This window comes from Mycobacterium sp. 1245805.9 (genome assembly GCF_001672915.1).
Classification (GTDB): domain Bacteria; phylum Actinomycetota; class Actinomycetes; order Mycobacteriales; family Mycobacteriaceae; genus Mycobacterium.
In genome coordinates this window covers 1-24,502 of sequence record NZ_LZKR01000114.1, presented here as the reverse complement: position 1 = coordinate 24,502, position 24,502 = coordinate 1, and the positions used below count along the sequence as shown (strand labels likewise).

The following is a 24,502-nucleotide window of genomic DNA, read 5'->3' as shown; positions in this document are numbered from 1 at the left end:
CCGTTGACCACGCGTTGGTCGGCCCCCGCGATCCCCCGCACCACCAGCACCGCCGCCATGACCAGCGCCGCCACGCCCTGCACCGCGACGATCACGCCCGCCGCGCGGACGGTGGACGGGGCGCGCGGGTTCACAGCGCCAGCGTAGTCAGCGGCCGTTACCGCACAGCACGCCCATAACGGCCCCGCCTCCCCCCGACTGCGCTGCTCCTCCTCACGCCGACGAGCGGCGTGCATCGTCGCACCGCATAAGCTCGGGGATCATGCGCGCCGTGCTGATCGTGAATCCCACAGCCACGTCCACCACTCCAGCCGGTCGCGACCTTCTCGCGCATGCGCTCAAGAGCCGCCTGCAGCTGACCGTCGAGCACACCACCCACCGGGGCCACGGCACCGAACTCGCGCACAAGGCGGTCGAGGACGGGGTCGACCTGGTCGTCGTGCACGGCGGCGACGGCACGGTGAGCGGCGTGGTCAACGGGCTGGGCACGGCGGTGTGGTTCCTCCTCGTCGGCGCCGTCGTGCTGGCCGCGGGACGCGCGCTGGTGCTGGGCAAGCGTTGGGGCCGCGGGGTGGGCGTTTTCACGCAACTGTTGCTGCTTCCCGTGGCGTGGTACCTCGCGGTCGGCTCGCACCGGCCGGCCTTCGGCGTTCCGTTGGGTGTCGTGGCGCTGGGCGTGCTGGTCCTGCTCTTCACTCCGGCGGCCGTGCGCTGGGCCGCCGGCAATCAGGGACGGCCGGCCAGCTCGGCCAACGGCGGGCCGGACAGCCGGTAGGTGGTCCACTCGCGCTGCGGCGCGGCGCCGACGCCGTCGTAGAGCGCGATGGCGTCGACGTTCCAGTTCAGCACCGCCCACGTCAACCGCGTGTAGCCGTTGTCGAGGCATTCGCGGGCCAGCGCCGACAGCAGCGCCCGGGCCAGGCCGCGGCGGCGAAAACCGGGCCGTACGAACAGGTCTTCGAGGTAGATGCCCGCCACGCCGTCCCAGGTGGAGAAGTTGACGAACCACAACGCCATGGCGGCGATCTGGCCGTCGGCTTCGGCGACGTGCCCGTGCACGGTCGGTGAATTACCGAAAAGCGCTGTGGAAATTTGTGTTTCGGTAACGGTGCATTGCTCGGCGGCGCGTTCGAATTCGGCGAGCGCGTGAATCATGTCGGTAATATCGCCGGCGTCGGCCGGGACGGCGCGGCGGATGGTTTCCGTCATTGCCCGGCTCCCAGCGCGTTCAATATGGTGGCGAATTTCGTTGTGGTTTCGGCGACTTCATCGTCGGGGTCGGATTCGGCGACGATTCCCCCGCCGGCACGCGCGAGCGCGGTGCGGCGGTCGGCCGATAGCTGCGCGCAGCGCAGCGACACCACCCAGTGGCCGTCGCCGCCGGCGTCGCACCAGCCGACGGCGCCGGCGTAGAAGCCGCGGTCACCCTCCAGCTCGGCGATGAGCTCGGTCGCGGCCTTCGTCGGAACGCCGCCGACCGCCGGCGTAGGATGCAGCGCGAGCGCCAGATCGATTGCGGTGGTTGACTTGTCGCGCAGGCGGCCGCTGATCGGGGTGCACAGGTGCCAGACCGCCGCGGTGCGGCTCAACTGGGGTTCCGCGGCGATGGTCAACTCGTCGCACAGCGGTTCCAGCGCCGCCCGCATGGTATCGATCACCAGCCGATGCTCGTGGCGGTCCTTGGCGGAACCGGCGAGCGCGGCCGCGTTGGCCGCGTCGGCGTCCGGGTCGGTGGCCCGCGGGGCCGAACCGGCGAACGGCTGGCACACCACGCGATCGCCGGTGCGCGCGACCAGAAGTTCGGGGCTGGCGCCCACCAGCGCCGCGCCCGCGTAGTCGCCGCCGGCGGCGCTCAGGTCGACGAGGTAGCCGTAGGCGGCGGGGTCGGCGGCGACCAGCCGGCGCAGGATCACGCGGGCATCCAGCGGCGCGTCGGCGACCAGTTGCAGGGCGCGCGCCAACACCACCTTGTGCAGCGGGTTGCCCGCTGCCGCCAGCTCGTCGCGGGCGCGAAGGATCCGGGCGCGGTAGTCGGCCGGCGGCGGCACCGCGGCGGCGACGCGCACCGGCGGCAGCGGACCCGCCGGCCAGTCGGGCGGCCCGTCGGTGGAGATCAGGGCGTCGGGCACCAGCAGGGCCGCGGGTCGGCTCACGTCGAAAGGCAACGCGCCCAACACTATTGGGGCCGACCCCGAGCGCAGCGCCTCCTGGGCCGCGGCCACGTCGCGGTAGCTGGCGCGGACCCCCTCGGCGACCATCGTTCCCCGGGGCCCGCACAGGGCGAACGGCGGTTCGGTGCTCACCCCGGTGCGATCGCCTGCGGGTTGCCCGTCAATCCGAGGGCCATGAGCTGTCGCACGCCGTGCTCGAACCCGCACACCGCGATCGAGCCGGCGAGCATCCAGAACCGGCTGCCCTCGACGAGCGGCAACTCGACCCAGCGCGTGATCACCGAGCGGGAAAAGTGGCTGTGGCCGACGAACACCACGTCGCGCGTGCCCATGTGCCCCAACGCGAATTCGACGGCCCGATCCGCGCGCTCGCTGACCTGCGCCACGCTCTCGCCGCCCGGGCATCCGTGCGTCCACACCAGCCAGTCCGGGTCGGATTCGCGGATCTGCGGGGTCGTCAGCCCCTCGTAGGAGCCGTAGTCCCACTCGGCGAGCAGGGGCGACACCTCGTCGACGGCGAGCCCGGCCAGCTTGGCGGTGGTCAGCGCGCGGATGCGCGGGCTGCTGATCACCAGCGGGTCGGCGAGATTCAGTTCGCTCAGCACGCGGCCGGCGAGCTCGGCCTGGACCCGGCCGTGATCGGTGAGCTCGAGGTCGGTGCGACCCGTGTGCTGGCCGGATTTGGACCACGGGGTCTCGCCGTGGCGGAGCAGCACCAGCCGGTGGTTGTAGATGCCCATGCCGGTCGATTCTGCCGGACGACATCCCGGGCCGTTGCTTAGAGCGCATGGGGACCGAACATGCCAGGATGGGCACTGTGACTTTGGCAACAAGGAGGGGCGGGCGCTGGTGAGTAAGACCCGGGTATTGGCGGTGGCCAACCAGAAGGGCGGGGTCGCCAAGACGACCACTGTCGCCTCGCTTGGGGCGGCGATGGCCGACGAGGGCCGGCGGGTGCTGCTGGTGGATCTGGATCCGCAGGGGTGCCTGACCTTCTCGCTCGGCCAGGACCCCGACAAGCTGCCGGTATCGGTGCACGAGGTCCTGCTCGGTGAGGTCGAGCCGAACGCCGCGCTGGTCACCACGATGGAGGGAATGACGCTGCTGCCGGCCAACATTGACCTCGCGGGCGCCGAGGCGATGCTGCTGATGCGGGCCGGCCGCGAGTACGCGCTCAAACGCGCGCTGGCCAAGCTCTCCGACCAGTTCGACGTGGTCGTCATCGACTGCCCGCCGTCGCTGGGCGTGCTCACCCTCAACGGGCTGACGGCGGCCGACGAGGTCATCGTGCCGCTGCAGTGCGAGACGCTCGCCCACCGCGGCGTCGGCCAATTCCTGCGCACGGTCGCCGACGTGCAGCAGATCACCAACCCCGACCTGCGGCTCCTGGGCGCCTTGCCGACGCTGTACGACTCCCGCACCACGCACACCCGCGACGTGCTGGTCGACGTCGCCGACCGCTACGAGATGCCGGTGCTCGCCCCGCCGATCCCGCGCACGGTGCGCTTCGCCGAGGCCAGCGCCTCGGGGTCGTCGGTGATGGCGGGGCGCAAGAACAAGGGCGCGGTGGCCTATGCCGAGTTGGCGAAGGCGTTGCTCAAGCACTGGAAGACCGGCAAGCCGCTGCCGACGTTCGCCGTCGAGCTCTAGCGTGCGCCGACGGCGTTGAGTGTGCGCTGACGGCTTTCCGTGTGAGCTGACGGCGGGATCTGGGCGATTTCGCCGCCCAGGGTTCACACCAAAAGCCCGGGATTCACACCCAAAGCCCGGCTCAGCCCAGCGCCACCACGGTGTCGCCGCGCTGCTCGAACACCCGCGCCCCGGAAGCGGCCGGGATCACCGCGGCGTCGCTGGGCGCCCGGTTCACCGGGATGTACCGCTCGTTCGCGCCGCTGAGCGGGTCGTAGACGCCGATCGCGCCGGTGACCGGCACCAGCAGCCGGCCGGCCATCATGACTGCCGGGCCCAGCGGCGCGGTCGTCTCGCCCGCGGCGATCGTGTAGCGCAGGGTCAGGTTGCTCGCCTCGAAGACCATCAGCGAATCGCCGGTCCACCAGGTGACCAGGTTGCCCGTCTGCGACACCGCCGCCGACCTCGTCGGCGGCTTGGCCAGCAGCGTGCTCGCCACGGTCGCGCCGGTGTCGTCGACGACCTCGACCCTGGGCTGTGGGGACGGCAGGTACACCGCGGTGTTGTTCTCCCACACGGCCAGCACCCGGGCGCCCGAATTGGCCCCGATCCCGGGTTCGGCCACGACGTGCTGCTGGGGTTCGTCGTCTTCCTTGCCCGGGCGCAACAGGACCAGGCGCAGGTCGGCCTGCTGGGCGCAGCTCTCCAGCACCGACACCGCCGAGGAGCTGGCCGCCGCCGAGATCAGCCGGCACCCCGAGTGCAGCCCGCGCGCCGACGGTTTCACCCGGGCGTCGGTCTCGCCGTAGGCCAGCATTCGGACCATGTCGGAGCGCCACAGCTCGAGCTGGGTGTCGCCGGTCGACAACACCGTGGTGCCGTCGGAGGAAAGGCGCACGCTTGGGTCGGCGTAACCGCTGCGGGCGGCGCCACGGCGGCCGGTGGCGCCGTCGAGCGTGCTGACCTGGCCGCACCCGCGGTCGTCCTGGTAGACGGCGACGGCGTAGTGGTAGACCCAGGACAGCCCGCACAGGGCCGTGTCGCGGGCGTAGCTCCAACGGGACTGCCCCGTGCCGGGGTCGCGCCCGTCGACCTGATGGCCGTCGGCGGTGGCGATCGTCCCGCTGACCACGACGGGCGCGGTGGTGCCGGGGCTGCGCGCGGTCCACAGCTGCTTGAGGGTGGCCGGGACTTCGCGGGCGGGAGTCGGGGCGGGCACCGGAGTGGCGGCGGGACGGCTGACGGTGGCCCGCGCGTCGCTGGTCCACCAGATCAGCGCCGCCGCCACGGCCACGACGACCGCGATCGCCGCCGCGGCCAACATGTCGCCCTTCGTGCGGCGCTCAGGTTTGACCATGCGGCGGCGCGGGCCTCAGTTGGCTGCGGCGGCTGCGGTGCTTGGGGTGTCGGCGGGCTTGCGGCGCCGGCGGCGGCGCCGGGCGTTCCCGGAGCTACCCGCCGCCGCGGCGGATGGCGCCTCCGCGGGGGCGTCGCCGTTGGTGGCTGCGGGGTGCGCGGTGACGGGCTGGCCGCCGCGGGTGCGCCGTCGCCGCGCGCCGGAGCGCGAACGGCCGGACTTCTCCGCCGTCTCCGAACCCTGGCGGCCGTCGCGGTCGGTGTCGCGTCGCTTGACCGGTGACTTGCGCGGTGAGCCGACCGTGCCGCCCGCCTCGGCGGGGATGCCCAACTCGTCGTAGAGGTGCGGCGAGCTGGAGTAGGTCTCGGCGGGGTCGGGGGTCTCCAGGCCGAGGGCCTTGTCGATCATCGTCCAGCGGGGCAGCTCGTCCCAGTCCACCAGGGTGACCGCGACCCCGGTCTTGCCGGCGCGCCCGGTGCGGCCGATCCGGTGCACGTAGGCCTGCTCGTCCTCGGGGATCTGGTAGTTGATCACGTGGGTGACGTCGTCGATGTCGATGCCGCGGGCCGCCACGTCGGTGGCGACGAGCACGTCGATGTCGCCGGTGCGGAACGCCTTCAGCGCCTTCTCGCGGGCGATCTGACCCAGGTCGCCGTGCACGGCGCCGACCTTGAAGCCCCGCTCGGCCAGCTCGTCGGCGACCTTCTGCGCGGTGCGCTTGGTGCGGGTGAAGATCATCGTCGCGCCCCGGCTCTCGGCCTGCAGCACGCGGCTGACCAGCTCCACCTTGTCCAGCGCGTGCGCCCGGTAGACGAACTGCTCGGTGGTGTCGTGCGTGGCGTTCGAGTGCGGCGCTTCCGCGCGGATGTGGGTGGGCTGGTTCATGAAGGTGCGGGCCAGCGTGATGATCGGGCCCGGCATGGTCGCCGAGAACAGCATCGACTGCCGGTCTTCGGGAATCTGGCGCAGGATGCGCTCGATGTCGGGCAGGAAGCCCAGGTCGAGCATCTCGTCGGCCTCGTCGAGCACCAGCATCGACAGCCCGCCCAGCTGCAGGTGGCGCTGCTGGGCCAGGTCGAGCAGCCGGCCGGGGGTGCCGACCACGACGTCGGCGCCGGTCTGCAGCGCCTCGATCTGTGGCTCGTAGGCGCGTCCCCCGTAGATCGAGACGACGGAAAGCGGGCGGTCGTCGTCGGCGGTCAGGTACTTGGCGGCCGTCGCGAGGTCCTCGGTCACCTGCAGGCAGAGCTCGCGGGTGGGCACCACGACCAGGGCGCGGGGGGTGCCGTTGAGCGGCCTGGCGGTGGCGCCGGCGGTGATGCGCTGCAGCATGGGGACGCCGAACGCGAAGGTCTTGCCCATGCCGGTGCGGGCCTGGCCGATCACGTCGTCGCCGGCGAGGGCCAGCGGCAGGGTCAGTTCTTGGATGGCAAACGGACTCTCGATGCCCTTTTCCGCGAGTGCGCGGACGATCTCGTCGCGGACGCCGAGGCTGGCAAAGGTGAGTTCAGTTGTGCTGGTAGGTGCGCTCATACGCGGGTGACATGCCTTTCGGTGACGTTATTCGCCTGTTGTGTCGGTGTTCTCTGTCGCGGTCACGCGCGCACGAGTTCCGACTACGAATACGTCGCCGAGTGCGGCCCGAAGATGCAGGGCCAGCTGTGCACGCACATTTCGCAGATACTGGCGGCGATAAAAATTCAGCCAATACCTTCGTCCATGATAGCTGGTCGAAAGCTGGCGCCCATTTAGTGCTAATCCCGCCGACTAGAGTGTTGCCATGACCCCGCCCCTTTCCGGGCCCTCCGGTGCCGACCTGGAAGCCGATCAGGTGGACGATGCGCCCGCCTCCCGGCTGTCGGCGGATCACCCTGGCGTCAACGAGTTGTTCGCGGTGCTGGCCTACGGCGAGGTCGCCGCGTTCTACCGGCTCACCGACGAGGCGCGGATGGCGCCCGACCTGCGGGGACGGATCTCAATGGCGAGCATGGCGGCCGCCGAGATGCAGCACTACGAGCTGCTGCGCGACGCCCTGGAGCGCCGCGGGGTCGACGTGGTGTCGGCGATGGCGAAGTACGTCTCGGCGCTGGAGAACTACCACCGGCTGACTATGCCCAGCACGTGGCTGGAAGCGCTGGTGAAGACCTACGTGGGCGACGCGCTGGCCGCCGACCTGTACCTGGAGATCGCCGACGGGCTGCCCGACGAGGTCGCCGACGTGATGCGGGCGGCGCTGTCGGAGACGGGGCACTCGCAGTTCGTGGTGGCCGAGGTGCGGGCCGCGGTGACGGCCAGCGGCAAGCAGCGCAGCCGGCTGGCGCTGTGGTCGCGCCGGCTGTTCGGGGAGGCGATCACGCAGGCCCAGTACGTGCTGGCCGAGCACGACGAGCTCGTCGACCTGGTGGTGTCCGGCCCGGGCGGCCTGGGCCAGCTCAGCGCGTTCTTCGACCGCCTGCAGGAGACGCACGACCGGCGGATGCGCGAGCTCGGCCTGAGCTGAGCTAGCGGGTGCAGGTCGCGACCACGCCGTTGTTCACCGACGTCACCACCGGTTGACCGGCGGCGTTGACGATCGCGCAGTTGAGCCGGCCCATGAAGCTGGTCGCCACCACCGACTCCGTCGTCACACCCGGATTCAGGACGACCACCTTCGACCAGGGCAGCGACACGTTGAACTCGGTCTGCGGGTAGCCGCGGGCATCGGTGTAGACCACGTTCACCAGGTCCAGCAGCTGCTTCGTCCCGGTCACGCTGTAGATGACGGTGCGCGGGTTCACCGCGATCGGCGGCGGCGCGCCCGTCGGGGGCGGCGCGGCGATCGGCGGCGGCGTCGGTAGCGGGCTGGTGGACGCGCTGGGCGGCGGGGCCAGGGTGGTCACCGTCTCGGGCGGCAGGGGTGTCGCCGATGGGCTGGGCTGGGCGACCGGAGTCCGGGGCGCGGGCGGCGCGGAGGTCAGCGTGCGGGGCGGCGGCGCCCCGACGGTCGCCTTCGTCGACGCGCTGTCGCCGCTGTTGATGATGACGGCGGTCGCGACGGCGCCGAGGGCCACCACCGCGCCGAGGATCGCGGCGGCGGGGCGCCAGTGGGTGTCGGCCGGCCAGGCGAGGTCGCCGTAGCCGCCCAGGTCCTCGGTGTCGGCTCCGTCGTAGTCGTCCTCGGGGTAGTCGTAAACCGGGCCGAGACGATCGGTAAGCATGTTTCTGATGGTGCCGATGTTACCGATGTGACTATGGGCGACCCGGCGCCGAACGCCATGTTGGCCGAGCTGGGAGCGAATCGTTATCTTCGGTCGGGCCGCGTTTCGCCCGCCGCGAACCAGGCCCCCGGGTGGACATGGACCGCAGGGGCGTCCACTAGCCTGCTGCTGACAACGTCTGACGACTTGAACGCCTTCGACAGGAACGGGAAGGGGCCACCGTGGAGGTCAAAATCGGTATCACGGACAGTCCGCGGGAACTGGTCTTGTCCAGCACGCAGACGCAAGCCGAGGTCGAGGAGCTCGTCGCGGCCGCGCTGCGCGACAGCTCGGGCCTGCTCAGCCTGAACGACGAGCGGGGCCGTCGCTTCCTGATCCAGAGCACCAAGATCGCCTACGTCGAAATCGGCGTCGCGGACGCCCGCCGGGTCGGGTTCGGGATCGGGGCCGAGGCACCGGCCGGCAAGCACGCGGGAAAGGCCGCTAAGGGCGGGTAAGCGGCACGTGTGACAGCCCGCCCCAGGCGAACTGCACGGTGCCGTCGACGGCGTCGGCCTTGGAGATCGGGCGGTCGGAGTCCAGCCAGTACCGGGCGCAGTCGACGCTGATGCCGACCAGCCCCACCGCGATCATGCGGGCGCGGTGCGGGTCGAGCCCCGAATCGGCGCTGATCAGATCGAACACGGCGTCGGTGCAGGATTCGGTCGCGACCCGCACCTGCGCGGCGACCTCGGGCTCGGTGACATAGTCGTTTTCGAAGATCAGCCGGTAGCCCTGGCTGTCGTGCTCGATGAAGTCGAAGAACGCCTGCACCGCCGCGTGCAACCGCCGCCGGTTGTCGGTGGTGGTGCTCAGGGCCTGCTGCACACCGGAGACCAGGTTGTCGACGTGCCGGTGCAGCACCGCCAGGTAAAGCTCCAGTTTGCTCGAAAAATGTTGGTACAGAACCGGTTTGCTGACACCGGCCCGATCCGCGATTTCGTCCATGCCGGCCGCGTGATAGCCGCGGTTGACGAAGACGTCGCTTGCGACGATCAGCAGCTGGCCCCGCCGCTCGTCACGGGGCAAGCGGTTGCCCCGCCGGTTGGCGGGCACGACGCCGTCTCCCGGCCGACTGCGGTCGGTCGGTTTGACGGCGCGTCGTGCCGCCGGCTTGGCGAGATCGCTCATCGAGTCCTCATCTGTTGTCGCCGCCGCGCGCGGCTCGTCGCAAAGACATTACTACTCGCGTTCCGTTCGCGATTGCCATCGCCGCCATCGCCGCTGGCAGACGCGGTGTGGCGCGCCGCATTCGGGCGCGCCAAGGGCGGTCACCGTGCCAGTTGTGCAATCCTGGGGCAATGACGTCCCAGCGGCCCGTGCGCGGCACCGGTCGGGTTCCCATGGTGCGCGACGAGTGGCGAGAACCACTTCGCGCTCTGCGTGACCCGATCGGTCCGGGGGCCGGACGGGCCCGCGCCGACCGCGAGCGGCCGCGCCAATGGCGCAAGCAAACGTGGCTGGGGCGGTTCGTCTCCACCTACGGCTGGCGGGCGTACGCTTTGCCCATTTTGACGGTGCTCACCGGGTTGGTGATCTATCAGACCGTGACCGGAACCAGCGCGCCGAAACCGTCGGCCGCGCAATCCATCCAGGGCACACCGGACATCGGCGCGGTGGGCACGTCGATCATCGACGCGCCACCCCGCGGGCTCGCCGCCTTCGACGCCAACCTGCCCGCCGGGACGTTGCCGGACGGCGGGCCGTTCACCGAGGCGGGCGACAAGACGTGGCACGTCGTGCCGGGCACGATGCCACAGGTGGGTCAGGGCACCGCCAAAGTGTTCAAGTACACCGTCGAGGTCGAAAACGGTATCGACCCAACGATGTTCGGCGGCGACGAGGCCTTCGCGGAGATGGTCGACCAGACGTTGAGCAATCCCAAGGGCTGGACGCACAACCCGCAGTTCGCGTTCGTCCGCATCGACGGAACTGGCGGGGGCAAGCCCGACTTCCGGGTCTCACTGGTGTCACCCGTCACGGTGCGCGGCGGCTGCGGCTACGAATTCCGGCTGGAGACCTCCTGCTACAACCCGGTTTACGGGCCCGACCGGCAGGCGCGGGTCTTCATCAACGAGGCCCGCTGGGTGCGCGGGGCCGTGCCGTTCGAGGGCGACGTCGGCTCGTATCGGCAGTACGTGATCAACCACGAGGTCGGCCACGCCATCGGCTACGTGCGCCACGAGCCCTGCGAGCAGCAGGGCGGCCTGGCACCGGTGATGATGCAGCAGACGTTCTCCACCTCGAACGACGACGCCGCCAAGTTCGACCCCGATTTCGTCAAGGCCGACGGCAAGACCTGCCGGTTCAACCCCTGGCCGTATCCGATCGCCTGAGCGCTTGGGCGCCTGGGCTGCGGTCGCCGAGACTGCGCTCAGCGCGTGAATTCGCCGGCAAACCGCGATCTGTACGCAGTCTCGGCGCGCGCCCCCCGGGAAGCGACCGTCGTTGTTTGCCGTTGATTGCGCCAACTGCTGTGATGGATAAGAGAAGCTACCGAGGAGTTGTCCGGTGTCGACATCGCAGACGTCACTGCCGCCGCTGGTCGAGCCCGCCGCCCAGCTGAGCCGCGACGAGGTAGCCCGCTACAGCCGCCACCTGATCATTCCCGACCTGGGCGTCGACGGTCAGAAGCGGCTCAAGAACGCGCGGGTGCTGGTGATCGGCGCCGGCGGGCTCGGCGCCCCCGCCCTGCTCTACCTGGCCGCGGCGGGTGTCGGCACCATCGGCATCGTCGACTTCGACGTCGTCGACGAGTCCAACCTGCAGCGCCAGATCATCCACGGCGTCGCCGACGTCGGGCGGTCCAAAGCCCAGTCGGCGCGCGACTCGATCGCCGCCATCAACCCGCTGGTCGACGTGCGGTTGCACGAGTTCCGGCTGGAACCGCACAACGCGGTCGACCTGTTCGCGCAGTACGACCTGATCGTGGACGGCACCGACAACTTCGCCACCCGCTATCTGGTCAACGACGCCGCGGTGCTGGCCGGCAAGCCCTACGTGTGGGGGTCGATCTACCGCTTCGAGGGCCAGGTCTCGGTGTTCTGGGAGGACGCCCCCGACAACCGCGGCCTGAACTACCGCGACCTCTACCCCGAGCCGCCGCCGCCCGGAATGGTCCCATCCTGCGCCGAGGGTGGGGTGCTGGGCATCATCTGCGCGTCCATCGCCTCGGTGATGGGCACCGAGGCGATCAAGCTGATCACCGGGCTCGGCGAGCCGCTGCTGGGCCGGCTGATGATCTACGACGCGCTGCAGATGAGCTACCGCACGATCCGCATCCGCAAGGACCCGTCGGAAGCTTGCAGGCCCCGGATCACCGGGCTGATCGACTACGACGATTTCTGCGGCGCGGTGTCCGACGAGGGCGCCGCCGCCGCGGCCGCTTCCACCATCACCCCGCGGGAGCTGCGGGAGTTGCTGGATTCCGGCAAGAAGCTGGCCCTGATCGACGTCCGCGAGCCGGTGGAGTGGGACATCAACCACATCGACGGCGCCCAGCTGATCCCGAAGTCGCTGATCAGCTCCGGTGAGGGGTTGGCGCAGCTGCCGCATGACCGTAAGGCAGTGCTGTACTGCAAGACCGGCGTGCGCTCGGCCGAGGCGCTGGCCGCGGTGAAGAAAGCCGGATTCTCCGACGCGGTGCATTTGCAGGGCGGCATCGTGGCGTGGGCGCAACAGATGCAGCCCGACATGGTGATGTACTGACCCATTACCGCCGATGGGCTCCATTACGCTACCGGTGTGACAGTCGAGCCACCGCCGGAGCATGTGCTGGCGGCGTTTGGTTTGACGGGCGTGAAGCCCATCCCGCTGGGGGCCAGTTGGGAAGGCGGCTGGCGGTGCGGCGAGGTCGTGTTGTCGATCGTCGCCGACCACGCCCGCGCGGCCTGGTCGGCCCGGGTCCGCGAGACGTTGTTCGTCGACGGCGTCCGGCTGGCCCGGCCGGTTCGCTCCACCGACGGGCGCTACGTGGTGTCCGGGTGGCGGGCGGACACCTTCGTCGCGGGCACGCCCGAGCCGCGGCATGACGAGGTCGTCTCGGCGGCGGTGCGCCTGCACGAGGCGACCGGCAAGCTGGAACGCCCCCGCTTCCTGACCCAGGGCCCGACCGCGCCCTGGGGCGACGTCGACGTCTTCATCGCCGCCGACCGGGCCGCGTGGGAAGAGCGGCCGCTGGCGTCGGTGCCGCCGGGCGCGCGCGCGGCGCCGCCGTCATCGGACGCCGAGAAGTCGGTCGAGCTGATCAACCAGCTCGCGACGCTGCGTAAGCCGACCAAGAGCCCCAACCAGCTGGTGCATGGAGACCTTTACGGCACAGTGCTTTTCATCGGCACCGCGGCGCCGGGCATCACCGACATCACGCCCTACTGGCGGCCCGCGTCGTGGGCGGCGGGCGTCGTCGTCGTCGACGCGCTGTCCTGGGGCGAGGCCGACGACGGGCTCATCGAACGCTGGAACGCGCTGCCCGAGTGGCCGCAGATGTTGTTGCGGGCCTTGATGTTTCGCTTGGCGGTGCATGCGCTGCACCCGCGGTCGACGGCAGAGGCGTTCCCGGGCCTGGCCCGCACGGCGGCCCTGGTCCGGTTGGTGATCTAGCTTTAGTCACACGCTTGCGTGTGAACGCTCGGCGTTGCGTGTGAATCGTCGGCGGGAAAATCGCGGAATCTGCACCGTGGACTCACACTCAAAGCCGTGAATTCACAACCGACTTCAGCAAGAAGTCACTGGCGGGCCCTACGCCCCCGGCGGGAACTCGTAGCGGACCTCGTCCAGCTTGATCCTGCCGTCAACCGCCAGCACGCCCTCGGCGCGCAGCAGCTCGAGTTGCCGGGTCCTCAGGTGCCGCGCGGGGCGCCCGGACGCGGTGATCACCCGGTGCCAGGGCAGGTCCGAGGAGTCGGTCCGCATCACCCATCCGACGATGCGGGGGCTGGAAAGCCCTGCGACAGCGGCGATGTCGCCGTAGGTCACCACCCGGCCGGACGGGATCGCCGCGACCAGGGCGCGCACCCGCTCGACCTGCTCGTCGGTCACCGGCGCCACGGTCAGTGGGCTTCCAGCAGCTCGCGGATCAGCGCCGCGACTTCGGTCGGCCGGGAGTGGGAGACCATGTGATCGCAGTCGAAATCCAGCAGCCGGAAATCGGATCCCAGCCGCCCGTGCAGGGCATCGAGCAAATCGTCGCTGACGTACGGCGGCGACGTCCGCTTCGCCCGCACCAGGGTCGTCGCCGTGGCGGCCCGCGGCAGCGCGGCGTCCCGGGCCAGCTCGCTCCAGTAGGACATCATCGCCGGCATGCTGACACGCCAGCCGTAGCGACCGTTCGGCTGCCGGATCAAGTGCTCGTCGATCTCGGTGGCCAGCCACGCCGGGTCCACGTCCGCCCAGGAGCCGCCGGCCTTTTCCGCCCGCGCCTCCTCGGGGTCGGGGTAGTCGGGGGAGGAGAACATCGCGTCGGCGATGTCGCGCATCCAGCCCCCGTCCAACCCGACCGCCGGGTCGAGCAGCACCAGCGCCGCCACCCGCTCCGGGTGCGCCGCGGCCAGCCGCAGCGCCACCGCGCCGCCGAACGAGTGCCCGACCACCAGCACCGGCGCGGCATCTTCGAGCAGCTTGGCCAGCGCCGAGACGTTGGCATCGATGGTCCACGGCGCCGCCCACGACGAGCGACCGTGGCCGAGCAAATCCGGTGCGGCGACCGCGATTTCGGGCAGGTAGCCGGCCAGATGCTGCCAGCGCCCGCCGTAACCGGTCAGCCCGTGCAGGGCAAGCATTCGCACCGGACCGCCCGGGCCGTAGCGGTGCACATGCAGCTCGGCGCTCACCCGGCGGTGTCATCCCAGTCGTCGTCGACCGGAACGACGAACGCCTGCTCGATGACGTCCGCCTCGTTGGCCTCGCGATCGGAGGCGGCGTCCAGGTAGGCGGTGTCCAGGCCGGCCTCCTCCTCCGGGTCGAGGGCCAGGCGCTGTTCGGCCGCGTCCGCCTCGGGCACCACGTCATCGGGACCGTTGCTCATCCATCCCCTCCTCGCGTTTCGGCTTCTCCGGTCCAGTATCCCGGAAGCTGTCAGACCCTCGTGATTGCATGCAGCCATGCCATACACCTGGGACGACGAGGCCCGCGCCGTGCTGGCGCCCGGCCTGCGCGGACGGGTGCGTGTCCTGGGCGGCCCCGGCACCGGCAAGAGCAGCCTGCTGGTCGACGCGGCGATCGCGCAGATCGGCGCGGGTGTCGATCCGGAATCGGTTCTGCTGCTTACCGGTTCCGGTCGGATGGGGCCGCGGGCGCGCAGCGCGTTGACGACGGCGCTGCTGCGGTCGCGAAATGGTGCGGGCCGGGCCGCGGTGCGCGAGCCGCTGGTCCGCACCGTGCACAGCTACGCGTACGCGGTGTTGCGCCGGGCCGCCGAACGCGCCGGCGATGCGCCGCCCCGGCTGCTCACCAGCGCCGAACAGGACGCCATCATCCGCGAACTGCTGGCCGGTGACCTCGAAGACGGGCCGCGCGCGGCGAGCGCGTGGCCGCCGCACCTGCGGCCCGCGCTGGCAACCGCCGGCTTCGCCACCGAGCTGCGAAACCTGTTGGCGCGCTGCGCCGAACGGGGTGTCGACCCGCAGGAGTTGGAGCGGCTGGGCCGTCTCCACGGGCGCGGCGAATGGACCGCCGCCGGCCAATTCGCGCGGCAGTACGAGCAGGTGATGCTGCTGCGCGCGGCGGTCGGGACGGCGGCGCCGCAGGCGACCTCACCGGCGCTCGGCGCCGCCGAGCTGGTGGGGGCCGCGCTGGAGGCCTTCGCCGTCGACCCGGAACTGCTGGCGGCCGAACGCGCCCGGGTGCGCGTCCTGCTGATCGACGACGCCCAGCAGCTCGACCCGCAGGCCGCCCGCCTGGTTCGGGTGCTGGCCGCCGGCACCGAGGTGACGCTGGTCGCCGGGGATCCCAACCAGGCGGTGTTCGGCTTTCGCGGCGGCGAGGCGGAGCTGTTGACCGACGACTCACCGGCGGTGACGCTCACGGCATCCCATCGCTGCGCGCCCGCCGTCGCGCGCGCCGTCAGCGGCATCGCGCGCCGGTTGCCCGGCGGCGGCGCGGGCAGGTGCATCGAGGGCACCGGACCCGACGACGGATCCGTCACCGCCGGGCTGGCCGCGTCGGCGCACGCGGAGGCGGCCCTGATCGCCGACGCGTTGCGCCGCGCCCACCTGATCGACGGGATTCCGTGGTCGCAGATGGCCGTCATCGTGCGGTCGGTGCCACGTGCTGGGGCGCGGTTGCCCCGCGCCCTGGCCGCCGCCGGCGTCCCGGTGGCCGCGCCCGCGTCGAGCGGACCGCTGTCGGAGGAGCCCGCCGCGCGCACGCTGCTCACCGTGCTGGCGGCCACCGCGGACGGGCTCGACGGCGACCAGGCGCTGGCGTTGCTGACCGGCCCCATCGGCGGCGTCGACCCGGTGTCGCTGCGGCAACTGCGCCGAACCTTGCGGCGCGCCAACGCAAATGGCGCGCCCGACGACCTCGGCGGCCTTCTCGTCGCCGCCCTGCAATCCGACAAGCCCGTGCCAGGACCGCACGCCCGCGCGCTGGGGCGGGTGCGTGCGGTCCTGGACGCGGCCGCGCGCTGCCACGGCGAGGGCCAAGACCCGCGCTACACCCTCTGGGCCGCCTGGCATCGGTCCGGCCTGCAGCGGCGCTGGCTGTCGGCCAGCGAACGCGGCGGTCCCGCCGGCGCCCAGGCCACCAGGGACCTAGAGGCCGTGACCGCGCTGTTCGACGTCACCGACCAGTACGTGTCCCGCACCCCCGGCGCGTCGCTGCGCGGGCTGGTCGAGCACGTCGCAGCGCTGCAGCTGCCCGGCGCCAACCCCGAGCCGGTGTCGCAGGCGGAGCAGGTCAGGGTGCTCAGCGCCCACGCCGCGCTGGGGCACGAGTGGGACTTCGTGATCATCGCCGGGCTGCAGGAAGGCTTGTGGCCCAACACCATTCCGCGCGGCGGCGTGCTGAACACGCAGCGGCTGCTCGACGCGCTCGACGGCGTCACCGAGGACGCCTCGGTGCGCGCTCCGCTGCTGGCCGAGGAGCGCAGGCTGCTGGTGGCGGCCATGGGGCGGGCCCGGCGCCGGCTGCTGGTGACTGCGGTGGACAGCGACGCCGACGGCACCGACGGGGACGCCGCGCTGCCGTCGGCGTTCTTCTCCGAGGTCGCGCAGTGGGCCGACGACGATCCCGGTGAGGCACAACCGGTCTCGGCGCCCCGCGTGTTGTCCGCGGCGGCGCTGGTGGGCCGGCTGCGCGGTGTGGTGTGCGCGCCCGACGGCGCTGTCGACGACAACTTGCGCCGTTGCGCGGCAACGCAATTGGCCCGGCTGGCCCGAGCCGGCGTGCCCGGCGCCGATCCGGCCGGCTGGCACGGCCTGATCCCGGTCAGCACCACCGAACCGTTGCGGGCCGCCGCCGACCCGGTCACGCTGACGCCGTCGACCCTGCAGACGCTCAACGACTGCCCGCTGCGTTGGCTGGCCGAGCGGCACGGGGGAACCGACGCGCGGGATCTGCGCTCCACCATCGGTTCGGTGCTGCACGCGCTGATCGCCGAGCCGGCCAAGACCGAATCGGAACTGCTGGCCGAGCTGGACCGCGCCTGGCAGCACCTGCCGTTCGACGCGCGGTGGCACTCGGCCAACGAGCTGGCCCGCCACCGCGCGATGGTCGAGGCGTTCGTGGCGTGGCGGGCGCAGACCCGCGGCGAGCTGACCGAGGTCGGCGTCGAGGTGGGCGTCGACGGGACGCTGACGCAGCCGCGCGCTGACGGCGGCGAGATCCGGCTGCGCGGGCGGGTCGACCGGCTGGAACGCGACGCGGCCGGCCGGCTGGTGATTGTCGACATCAAGACCGGCAAGACCCCCGTCAGCAAGGACGACGCGCAACAACACGCGCAGCTGGCGATGTACCAGCTGGCGGTGGCCGAGGGCATGCTCGACGCCGGCGAAGAGCCGGGCGGCGCGCGGCTGGTCTACATCGGCAAGGCGGGGGCCGGCGGCGCCACCGAGCGCGAGCAGGATCCGCTGACCGCGGCCGCCCGCGACGAATGGCGCGAGGTGGTCCGGCGGGCCGCCGACGCGACGGCCGGGCCGCAGTTCATCGCCCGGCGCAACGACGGCTGCACCCACTGCCCGATCCGGCGGTGCTGCCCGGCCCACGTGGACGGGGCGGCGTCGTGAGCCCCCGCTACACCCCGGCCGAATTGGCGTGCGCGCTGGGGCTTTTCCCGCCCACCGACGAGCAGGCCGCCGTGATCGCCGCGCCGCCGGGCCCGCTGGTCGTCATCGCGGGGGCCGGCGCGGGCAAGACCGAGACGATGGCCGCGCGGGTGGTGTGGCTGGTCGCCAACGGCTACGCCGCACCGGGGCAGGTGCTCGGGTTGACGTTCACCCGCAAGGCCTCCGGCCAGCTGCTGCGCCGGGTCCGCTCCCGGCTGGCGCGGCTGGCCGGCATCGGTCTGGGCGCGACCCTCGACCCGGAAGGCGCCCCGACGGTCAGCACCTACCACGCGTTCGCCGGCTCGCTGCTGCGCGACCACGGCCTGCTGCTGCCGGTCGAGCCGGACACCCGGCTGCTCGGCGAGACCGAGCTATGGCAGCTGGCCTTCGACGTCGTCAGCGGGTACCGGGGCGAGCTGCGCACCGACAAGACGCCGGCCGCGGTCACCTCGATGGTGTTGCGGCTGTGGGGTCAGTTGGCCGAGCACCTCGTCGACACCGGCCAGCTCCGCGACACCCACGTCGAGCTGGAACGGCTGATCCACGCGCTGCCCGCGGGCCCTTACCAGCGCGACCGCGGGCCCAGCCAATGGCTGCTGCGGCTGCTGGCCACCCAGACCGAGCGGGCCGAGCTGGTGCCGCTGCTCGACGCGCTGCACGAGCGGATGCACGCCGCCAAGGCAATGGACTTCGGCATGCAGATAGCGTCGGCCGCGCGGCTGGCGGTGGCCTTCCCCCAGGTGGGTGAGGAGCTGCGGAACCGGTACCGGGTGGTGCTGCTGGACGAGTACCAGGACACCGGGCACGCCCAGCGGATCGCGCTCTCGGCGCTGTTCGGCGGCGGCCTCGACGACGGGCTGGCGCTGACGGCCGTCGGTGACCCGATTCAGTCGATCTACGGCTGGCGGGGCGCCTCGGCGACCAACCTGCCCCGGTTTTCCACCGACTTCCCCCGCTCCGACGGCACCCCGGCACCGGTCCTGGAGCTGCGGACCAGCTGGCGCAACCCGCCGCGCGCCCTGCGGGTGGCCAACGCCATCTCGGCCGAGGCGCGGCGCCGGTCGGTCGCGGTGCGCGCCCTGCGCCCCCGCCCGGACGCCCCGCCCGGGACGGTCCGCGCCGCGTTGCTGCCCGACGTGGTGGCCGAACGCGAATGGATCGCCGACCAGATCGAGCAGCGCTACCGGCGGGCCGAGGACGACGGCGCCGGCCCGTCGACGGCCGCGGTCCTGGTGCGCCGCAACGCGGACGCGGCGCCCATCGCCGACGCGCTTCGCGCGCGCGGAATCCCGGTCGAGGTGGTGGGTTTGGCGGGCCTGTTATCGGTCCCCGAGGTCGCCGACGTCGTGGCGATGCTGCGGCTGGTGGCCGACCCGACGGCCGGCGCGGCGGCGATGCGGGTGCTGACCGGGCCGCGCTGGCGCCTCGGCGGCCGCGACATCGCCGCGCTGTGGCAGCGTGCGCTGGCCCTGGCGGGGGAACGCTCGGGCGCGGCGTCGCCCGAGTCGATCGCGTTGGCGGCCGGGCCCGACCCCGACACGGCCTGCCTGGCCGACGCGATCAGCGATCCCGGCCCGGCGGGCGCGTACTCGGTCACGGGCTACCGGCGCATCAGCGCGCTGGCCGCCGAACTGCGCGCCCTGCGCGGCCACCTCGGTCATGCGCTGCCCGACCTGGTCGCCGAGGTGCGCCGCGCGCTGGGCGTCGACTGCGAAGTCCGCGCCGGCGCGGCGATCTCGGCCGGCTGGACCGGCGCCGAACACCTCGACGCGTTCGCCGACGTGGTCGCCGGCTACGCCGAGCGAACACGCGGCGCGGCAGACGCGTCGGTCGCTGGCCTGCTGGCCTACCTCGACGTCGCCGAGACGGTGGAGAACGGTTTGGCGCCCGCCCCGTCAGCCGTCGCGCGCGACCGGGTGCAGATCCTCACGGTGCACTCGGCGAAGGGTCTGGAATGGCAGGTCGTCGCGGTCGCGCACCTGTCGGGCGGCATCTTCCCGTCGACCGCGTCGCGCAGCACCTGGCTCACCGACGCCGCCGAGCTGCCCCCGTTGCTGCGCGGCGACCGCGCCTCGGCGGGCTCGTTGGGCATCCCGGTGCTGGACACGTCGGCCGTCACGAATCGAAAGCAGCTGTCGGACAAGATCTTCGAGCACCGCCGCCAACTCGATCAGCGGCGCGTCGACGAGGAACGCCGGCTGCTGTACGTGGCGATCACCCGGGCCGAGGACACCCTGCTGGTGTCCGGCCACCAGTGGGGATCCACCGGCGTCAAACCGCGGGGCCCGTCGGAGTTCCTGTGCGAGCTCAAGGACATCATCGACCGCTCGGCCGCCGACGGCGATCCGTGCGGGGTGGTGGAACACTGGGCGGCCGATCCCGCCGACGGTGAACGAAATCCGATGCGCGACAGCGTCGTCGAGGCCGTTTGGCCCGCCGACCCGCTGGCCGCGCGGCGCGGCGCCGTCGAGGCCGGGGCGGCGCTGGTGGCCGGCGCCATGGCGGGCGATCCGGACGAGGCCGGTGCCGACGTCGACGGGTGGGCGGCCGACGTCGACGCGTTGTTGGCCGAGCGGGCACGGGCGGACGGCCCGGCCGCGCGCGCCCTGCCCAGCCAGGTCTCGGTCAGCGGCCTGGTGGACCTCGCGCGTGACCCGGTGGCGGCGGCGCAGCGGTTGGTGCACCGGCTGCCCACCCGACCGGACCCACATGCGTTGCTCGGCAACGCCTTTCACGCCTGGGTCCAGCGATTCTACGGCGCCGACTCGCTGTTCGATCTCGGCGACCTGCCCGGCGCGGCGGACTCCGAGGTCGGCGACACCCGGGAATTGGCCGCGCTGCAGGAGGCGTTCGCCCGATCGCGGTGGGCGGCCCGCACGCCGGTGGCCGTCGAGGTGCCGTTCGAGATGCCGATCGGCGAGACCGTGGTGCGCGGCCGCATCGACGCCGTGTTCGCCGACCCGGACGGCGGGGCCACCGTCGTGGACTGGAAGACCGGCGAGCCCCCGCGCGGGCCCGAGGCCCTGCGGCAGGCCGCCGTCCAGCTCGCCGTCTACCGCTTGGCCTGGGCCGCGTTGTCGCAACTCCCGGAGTCGTCGGTGCGCACCGCGTTCTACTACGTGCGCACCGGCGCCACCGTGACCCCCGATGAACTGCCGGATCCAGCGGAGCTGGCCGCGCTGCTGGGCGACAGTTCACCTGATGGGAGGCTCGCCAGCGTGGTTACATAGGACTCGTGGGCAACGGTAGGGCGCGCAAACTCAGCGGCCTGGACGAGACCCTGACCGCCCAGCCCGGTCACCAGTTGGTCGGCGTGCTGCGCATCCCCGAAGACCCCGCCAGCCCCACCCGGGTCATCATCCGCCGGGTCGTGATCGCGCTGCTGGTGTTGTTGGCCGCCACCGTCGTCGTGTACCTGGATCGCGGCGGTTACCGCGACGTGCGCGGCGGGCGCCTGACGTTCCTGGACTGCCTGTACTTCTCGGCGGTGTCGCTGTCGACCACCGGTTACGGCGACATCACCGCCTACTCGGAAACCGCGCGCCTGGTCAACACGGTGGTCTTCACGCCGCTGCGGATCGCGTTCCTGGCGGTGCTGGTCGGCACGACGCTCGAGGTGCTCTCGGAGCGGTCCCGGCAGGCGTGGAAGATTCAGCGTTGGAGGAGCAAAGTGCGCAACCACACGATCGTGATCGGGTACGGCACCAAGGGCAAAACGGCGGTGGGCGCGATCCTCGGCGATGAGGCCTCGCAGGGCGAGGTCGTCGTCGTCGACATGGACGCGTCCGCCCTCGAACACGCCGCGACGGCCGGGCTGGTCACCGTCCGCGGCGACGCCACCAGGTCCGACGTGCTGCGGCTGGCCGGGGCGCAGCACGCGGCCTCGATCGTCGTCGCCACCAGCCGCGACGACACCGCCGTGCTGGTGACGCTGACGGCGCGGGAGATCGCGCCCAAGGCCAAGATCGTGGCGTCGATCCGCGAGGCCGAGAACCAGCACCTGTTGCAGCAATCGGGCGCCGACTCGGTGGTGGTCTCCTCCGAAACCGCCGGACGGCTGCTCGGTCTTGCGACCAGCACGCCCAGCGTCGTGGAGATGATCGAGGACCTGCTGACCCCCGACGCCGGGCTGGCCATCGCCGAACGCGAGGTCGAGCAGACCGAAATCGGCGGATCCCCAAGGCATCTGCGCGACATCGTGCTCGGTGTGGTCCGCGACGGCCACCTGCTGCGCATCGGCGCCCCCGAGGTGGACGCGATCGAGGCGAGCGACCGGCTGCTCTACATCAAGCACGCGGGACACTAGTGCCGGACTTCCAACTGCAGAGCGTTCCGCTGCTGTCGCGCGTCGGCGCCGACCGTGCCGACCAACTGCGCACCGACGTCGAGGCGGCGACGGCGGGGTGGGCGGATGCGGCGCTGCTGCGCGTGGATTCGCGCAACCAGGTGTTGGTCGCCGACGGCCGGGTGGTGCTCGGCGCCGCGGCCGCGCTCGGCGACAAGCCGCCGCCCGACGCGGTGTTCCTGGGCCGCATCGACGGCGGCCGCCACGTCTGGGCCGTCCGCGCCGCGCTGCAGGCGCCCGAGGACCCCGACGTGGCGACCGAGGTGCTGAACCTGCGCAGCCTCGGCCCGATCTTCGACGACACCAGCAGCCAACTGGTGTCGTCGGCCATCGCGCTGCTGAATTGGCATGACAGCGCGCGATTCAGCTCGGTGGACGGCTCGCCGACGCGGCCCGCCCGGGGCGGCTGGGCGCGGGTCAACCCGGTCACCGGCCACGAGGAGTTCCCGCGCATCGACCCGGCGGTGATCTGCCTGGTCCACGACGGCGGCGACCGGGCGGTGCTGGCCCGCCAGGCGGTGTGGCCCGAGCGGATGTTCTCGCTGCTGGCCGGGTTCGTCGAGGCCGGTGAATCCTTCGAGGTGTGCGTCGCCCGGGAGATCCGCGAGGAAATCGGCCTGACCGTGCGCGACGTGCGCTACCTGGGCAGCCAGCCGTGGCCGTTCCCGCGATCGTTGATGGTCGGCTTCCATGCCGTGGGCGACCCGAGCGAGGAGTTCTCGTTCAACGACGGAGAGATCGCCGAGGCGCAATGGTTCACCCGCGACGAGGTGCGCGCGGCGCTCGCAGCCGGCGACTGGAGCAGTAACTCGGAGTCGAAACTGCTGCTGCCAGGCTCGATTTCGATCGCGCGCGTGATCATCGAATCCTGGGCGTGGTTCGACTGAACTCCGTCAGCCGACTTCGGCCAGCTTCGCCTTGATCTGGGCCGCGCTCGGGTTGGTCAGCGTGGACCCGTCGGCGAACTTCACCGTCGGGACGGTCCGGTTGCCGCCGTTGACCGAGCTGACGAACTCGGCCGCGGCCGGGTCCCGTTCGATGTCGACCTCGTCGTAGGCGATGCCGTCGGAGCGCAGCACCGTCTTGAGCCGGTGGCAATAGCCACACCAGGACGTCGTGTACATAGTGAGGAGCGCGTCGGACATAGCCGCATTAACGTAGCGCAGCCACGGTGAATTCCGAAGCGACCCGATTCACGCGTGGCGCTGCGCCCGGTTTGTCGGCCATCGCTGACAAGATGGACACCATGCCGATGGTCGCCGACGCACTGACCGCCGAGCTGGACGACGAGCAGCGCGAAGCCGTGCTGGCCCCCCGCGGGCCGGTCTGCGTGCTCGCGGGCGCCGGGACGGGCAAGACCCGCACCATCACGCACCGCATCGCCCAGCTCGTCGCGAGCGGCCACGTCGCCGCCGGCCAGGTCCTGGCGGTCACGTTCACCCAGCGGGCGGCGGGGGAGATGCGCTCGCGCCTGCGCACGCTCGCCAACGCCGGCCACGCGGGTCCCGGCGTCGGCGCCGTGCAGGCCCTGACCTTCCACGCCGCCGCGCACCGCCAGCTGCGCTACTTCTGGCCGCGCGTCGTCGGCGACACCGGCTGGCAGCTGCTCGACAGCAAGTTCGCCGTCGTCGCCCGGGCGGCCAGCCGTTGCCGGATGAACGTTAGCACCGACGACGTCCGCGACCTCGCCGGGGAGATCGAGTGGGCCAAGGCGTCGCTGATCGGCCCCGAGAAGTACGCGCCGGCCGTGGCCGACGCCGGCCGGGACGTCCCGATGGACGCCAAGCAGATCGCCGCGGTCTACGACGCCTACGAGGCGCTGAAGGTCCGCGACGAATCGGTGACGCTGCTGGATTTCGACGACCTGCTGCTGCACACGGCCGCCGCGATCGAGAACGACGCCGCCGTTGCCGACGAGTTCCGCGGCCGCTACCGCTGTTTCGTCGTCGACGAGTACCAGGACGTCACCCCGCTGCAGCAGCGGGTGCTCGCGGCCTGGCTGGGCGACCGCGACGACCTGACCGTCGTCGGCGACGCCAACCAGACCATCTACTCGTTCACCGGGGCCACGCCGCGGTTCCTGCTCGACTTCTCGCGGCGGTTCCCGGACGCCACGGTGGTGCGCCTGGAGCGCGACTACCGGTCCACCCCGCAGGTGGTGTCGCTGGCCAATCAGGTGATCGCCGCGGCGCGGGGCCGCGTCGCCGGCAGCAAGCTGCAGCTGTCCGGCCAGCGCGCGCCCGGCCCGGTGCCGTCGTTTCACGAGCACCCCGACGAAACCGCCGAGGCCGCCGCGGATCTGGTAGGTGATGCCGGCCTCGGTCAGGGCCTCCTCGTAGACCTCGGATTGCGCGTTGACCCGGTAGAGCACCGCGATCTCCGACGGCGCGGTGCCGGATTCGATCAGCCGGGCGATCGACTTGGCGACCGCGGCGGCCTCGGCGGTTTCGTCGGGGTGCTCGTGAAACGACGGCACCGGGCCGGGCGCGCGCTGGCCGGACAGC

General features: G+C 71.9%; 22 protein-coding genes and 2 pseudogenes. 12 read left to right on the top strand and 12 right to left on the bottom strand.

Annotation, left to right across the window (positions count from 1 at the left end; genetic code table 11):
- Positions 1 to 134 (bottom strand): annotated as a pseudogene (locus A9X00_RS31945) (hypothetical protein); the annotation flags it as partial.
- 128 nt (positions 135 to 262) lie between these two features.
- On the opposite strand from A9X00_RS31945, the pseudogene A9X00_RS31370 reads away from it, so the two are divergent.
- A pseudogene (locus tag A9X00_RS31370) lies at positions 263 to 484 on the top strand (diacylglycerol kinase family protein); the annotation flags it as partial.
- Positions 485 to 726: 242 nt separating this feature from the next.
- Here the strand turns inward: A9X00_RS31370 and A9X00_RS15990 are convergent.
- Genes A9X00_RS15990 through A9X00_RS15980 form a run of 3 tightly spaced genes read right to left on the bottom strand, consistent with a single transcriptional unit; the run spans position 727 to position 2,911 of the window.
- Positions 727 to 1,209: a GNAT family N-acetyltransferase gene (locus A9X00_RS15990; RefSeq protein WP_067155156.1), complete on the bottom strand. Its 483-nt coding sequence runs from the start codon at positions 1,207 to 1,209 to the stop codon at positions 727 to 729.
- A complete protein-coding gene (locus A9X00_RS15985) occupies positions 1,206 to 2,258 on the bottom strand; it encodes an isochorismate synthase MenF (protein WP_156772120.1) in 1,053 nt (350 codons plus the stop codon). The genes A9X00_RS15990 and A9X00_RS15985 overlap by 4 nt, the downstream gene beginning before the upstream one ends.
- Before the next feature lie 41 nt (positions 2,259 to 2,299).
- On the bottom strand, positions 2,300 to 2,911 hold the full coding sequence (locus tag A9X00_RS15980) for an acid phosphatase (protein ID WP_067155150.1): 612 nt from the start codon (positions 2,909 to 2,911) through the stop codon (positions 2,300 to 2,302).
- Positions 2,912 to 3,020: 109 nt separating this feature from the next.
- On the opposite strand from A9X00_RS15980, the gene A9X00_RS15975 reads away from it, so the two are divergent.
- Positions 3,021 to 3,821 carry a ParA family protein gene (locus A9X00_RS15975; RefSeq protein ID WP_067155147.1) on the top strand — a complete coding sequence of 267 codons (801 nt, stop codon included), beginning with the start codon at positions 3,021 to 3,023 and terminating at the stop codon, positions 3,819 to 3,821.
- A gap of 121 nt (positions 3,822 to 3,942) precedes the next feature.
- On the opposite strand, the gene A9X00_RS15970 is transcribed toward A9X00_RS15975, so the two are convergent.
- Together A9X00_RS15970 and A9X00_RS15965 are read right to left on the bottom strand one after the other, a co-directional pair.
- Positions 3,943 to 5,157, bottom strand: a complete 1,215-nt coding sequence (locus A9X00_RS15970; protein WP_067155144.1) for a hypothetical protein — start codon at positions 5,155 to 5,157, stop codon at positions 3,943 to 3,945.
- 15 nt (positions 5,158 to 5,172) lie between these two features.
- Entirely contained in the window at positions 5,173 to 6,690 is a 1,518-nt protein-coding gene (locus A9X00_RS15965; RefSeq protein ID WP_067155141.1) for a DEAD/DEAH box helicase, read from the bottom strand.
- A gap of 247 nt (positions 6,691 to 6,937) precedes the next feature.
- On the opposite strand from A9X00_RS15965, the gene A9X00_RS15960 reads away from it, so the two are divergent.
- Positions 6,938 to 7,657 carry a ferritin-like fold-containing protein gene (locus A9X00_RS15960; RefSeq protein WP_067155138.1) on the top strand — a complete coding sequence of 240 codons (720 nt, stop codon included), beginning with the start codon at positions 6,938 to 6,940 and terminating at the stop codon, positions 7,655 to 7,657.
- A 1-nt stretch (position 7,658) separates the two neighbouring features.
- Here the strand turns inward: A9X00_RS15960 and A9X00_RS15955 are convergent, their stop codons facing one another.
- Positions 7,659 to 8,372, bottom strand: a complete 714-nt coding sequence (locus tag A9X00_RS15955) for an MmpS family transport accessory protein (RefSeq protein ID WP_067155135.1) — start codon at positions 8,370 to 8,372, stop codon at positions 7,659 to 7,661.
- A gap of 203 nt (positions 8,373 to 8,575) precedes the next feature.
- Between A9X00_RS15955 and A9X00_RS15950 the strand changes: the two genes are divergently transcribed.
- Positions 8,576 to 8,851: a DUF3107 domain-containing protein gene (locus A9X00_RS15950; RefSeq protein WP_067155132.1), complete on the top strand. Its 276-nt coding sequence runs from the start codon at positions 8,576 to 8,578 to the stop codon at positions 8,849 to 8,851.
- Here the strand turns inward: A9X00_RS15950 and A9X00_RS15945 are convergent.
- Positions 8,838 to 9,524, bottom strand: coding sequence for a TetR/AcrR family transcriptional regulator (locus tag A9X00_RS15945; protein ID WP_067155129.1), 687 nt, complete (start codon positions 9,522 to 9,524; stop codon positions 8,838 to 8,840). The two genes, A9X00_RS15950 and A9X00_RS15945, sit on opposite strands and share 14 nt — an antisense overlap.
- A 170-nt stretch (positions 9,525 to 9,694) precedes the next feature.
- Between A9X00_RS15945 and A9X00_RS15940 the strand changes: the two genes are divergently transcribed.
- The 3 genes from A9X00_RS15940 (at position 9,695) to A9X00_RS15930 (ending at position 12,992) form a co-directional block, all read left to right on the top strand.
- Complete coding sequence (locus A9X00_RS15940; RefSeq protein WP_067155126.1) at positions 9,695 to 10,729, top strand: DUF3152 domain-containing protein; 1,035 nt, start codon at positions 9,695 to 9,697, stop codon at positions 10,727 to 10,729.
- A gap of 175 nt (positions 10,730 to 10,904) precedes the next feature.
- Complete coding sequence (gene moeZ, locus A9X00_RS15935) at positions 10,905 to 12,101, top strand: adenylyltransferase/sulfurtransferase MoeZ (RefSeq protein ID WP_067155123.1); 1,197 nt, start codon at positions 10,905 to 10,907, stop codon at positions 12,099 to 12,101.
- 36 nt (positions 12,102 to 12,137) lie between these two features.
- A complete protein-coding gene (locus A9X00_RS15930) occupies positions 12,138 to 12,992 on the top strand; it encodes a TIGR02569 family protein (RefSeq protein ID WP_067155119.1) in 855 nt (284 codons plus the stop codon).
- A gap of 138 nt (positions 12,993 to 13,130) precedes the next feature.
- Here the strand turns inward: A9X00_RS15930 and A9X00_RS15925 are convergent, their stop codons facing one another.
- From A9X00_RS15925 to A9X00_RS15915, 3 genes are read right to left on the bottom strand one after another with little or no spacing between them, the layout of a single operon-like run.
- Entirely contained in the window at positions 13,131 to 13,439 is a 309-nt protein-coding gene (locus A9X00_RS15925; RefSeq protein WP_067155116.1) for an MGMT family protein, read from the bottom strand.
- Between the two features lie 2 nt (positions 13,440 to 13,441).
- Positions 13,442 to 14,221, bottom strand: coding sequence for an alpha/beta fold hydrolase (locus A9X00_RS15920; RefSeq protein ID WP_067155113.1), 780 nt, complete (start codon positions 14,219 to 14,221; stop codon positions 13,442 to 13,444).
- Entirely contained in the window at positions 14,218 to 14,415 is a 198-nt protein-coding gene (locus A9X00_RS15915; RefSeq protein WP_067155110.1) for a hypothetical protein, read from the bottom strand. The genes A9X00_RS15920 and A9X00_RS15915 overlap by 4 nt, the downstream gene beginning before the upstream one ends.
- A gap of 76 nt (positions 14,416 to 14,491) precedes the next feature.
- Here A9X00_RS15915 and A9X00_RS15910 point away from each other — a divergent pair, with 76 nt between their 5' ends.
- Genes A9X00_RS15910 through nudC form a run of 4 tightly spaced genes read left to right on the top strand, consistent with a single transcriptional unit; the run spans position 14,492 to position 22,885 of the window.
- Positions 14,492 to 17,614, top strand: coding sequence for an ATP-dependent DNA helicase (locus tag A9X00_RS15910; protein ID WP_067155107.1), 3,123 nt, complete (start codon positions 14,492 to 14,494; stop codon positions 17,612 to 17,614).
- Positions 17,611 to 20,883, top strand: a complete 3,273-nt coding sequence (locus A9X00_RS15905) for an ATP-dependent DNA helicase (protein WP_067155159.1) — start codon at positions 17,611 to 17,613, stop codon at positions 20,881 to 20,883. Before A9X00_RS15910 ends, A9X00_RS15905 begins: the two co-directional genes overlap by 4 nt.
- A gap of 5 nt (positions 20,884 to 20,888) precedes the next feature.
- A complete protein-coding gene (locus tag A9X00_RS15900; protein ID WP_067155104.1) occupies positions 20,889 to 21,959 on the top strand; it encodes a TrkA family potassium uptake protein in 1,071 nt (356 codons plus the stop codon).
- Positions 21,959 to 22,885, top strand: coding sequence for an NAD(+) diphosphatase (gene nudC, locus A9X00_RS15895; protein WP_067155101.1), 927 nt, complete (start codon positions 21,959 to 21,961; stop codon positions 22,883 to 22,885). The genes A9X00_RS15900 and nudC overlap by 1 nt, the downstream gene beginning before the upstream one ends.
- A gap of 6 nt (positions 22,886 to 22,891) precedes the next feature.
- Here nudC and mrx1 read toward each other — a convergent pair whose 3' ends face one another.
- Positions 22,892 to 23,143 carry a mycoredoxin Mrx1 gene (gene mrx1, locus A9X00_RS15890; RefSeq protein WP_067155098.1) on the bottom strand — a complete coding sequence of 84 codons (252 nt, stop codon included), beginning with the start codon at positions 23,141 to 23,143 and terminating at the stop codon, positions 22,892 to 22,894.
- 101 nt (positions 23,144 to 23,244) lie between these two features.
- Between mrx1 and A9X00_RS15885 the strand changes: the two genes are divergently transcribed.
- A partial coding sequence (locus A9X00_RS15885; protein WP_232006842.1) for an ATP-dependent helicase occupies positions 23,245 to 24,502 on the top strand: 1,258 nt, incomplete at its 3' end.

Coding starts and splice junctions, on each gene's coding strand:
- A9X00_RS15990 (WP_067155156.1), bottom strand. CDS start 1,209: ATGACGGAAACCATCCGCCGCGCCGTCCCGGCCGACGCCGGCGATATT.
- A9X00_RS15985 (WP_156772120.1), bottom strand. CDS start 2,258: ATGGTCGCCGAGGGGGTCCGCGCCAGCTACCGCGACGTGGCCGCGGCC.
- A9X00_RS15980 (WP_067155150.1), bottom strand. CDS start 2,911: ATGGGCATCTACAACCACCGGCTGGTGCTGCTCCGCCACGGCGAGACC.
- A9X00_RS15970 (WP_067155144.1), bottom strand. CDS start 5,157: ATGGTCAAACCTGAGCGCCGCACGAAGGGCGACATGTTGGCCGCGGCG.
- A9X00_RS15965 (WP_067155141.1), bottom strand. CDS start 6,690: ATGAGCGCACCTACCAGCACAACTGAACTCACCTTTGCCAGCCTCGGC.
- A9X00_RS15960 (WP_067155138.1), top strand. CDS start 6,938: ATGACCCCGCCCCTTTCCGGGCCCTCCGGTGCCGACCTGGAAGCCGAT.
- A9X00_RS15945 (WP_067155129.1), bottom strand. CDS start 9,524: ATGAGCGATCTCGCCAAGCCGGCGGCACGACGCGCCGTCAAACCGACC.
- A9X00_RS15940 (WP_067155126.1), top strand. CDS start 9,695: ATGACGTCCCAGCGGCCCGTGCGCGGCACCGGTCGGGTTCCCATGGTG.
- A9X00_RS15915 (WP_067155110.1), bottom strand. CDS start 14,415: ATGAGCAACGGTCCCGATGACGTGGTGCCCGAGGCGGACGCGGCCGAA.
- A9X00_RS15910 (WP_067155107.1), top strand. CDS start 14,492: ATGCCATACACCTGGGACGACGAGGCCCGCGCCGTGCTGGCGCCCGGC.
- mrx1 (WP_067155098.1), bottom strand. CDS start 23,143: ATGTCCGACGCGCTCCTCACTATGTACACGACGTCCTGGTGTGGCTAT.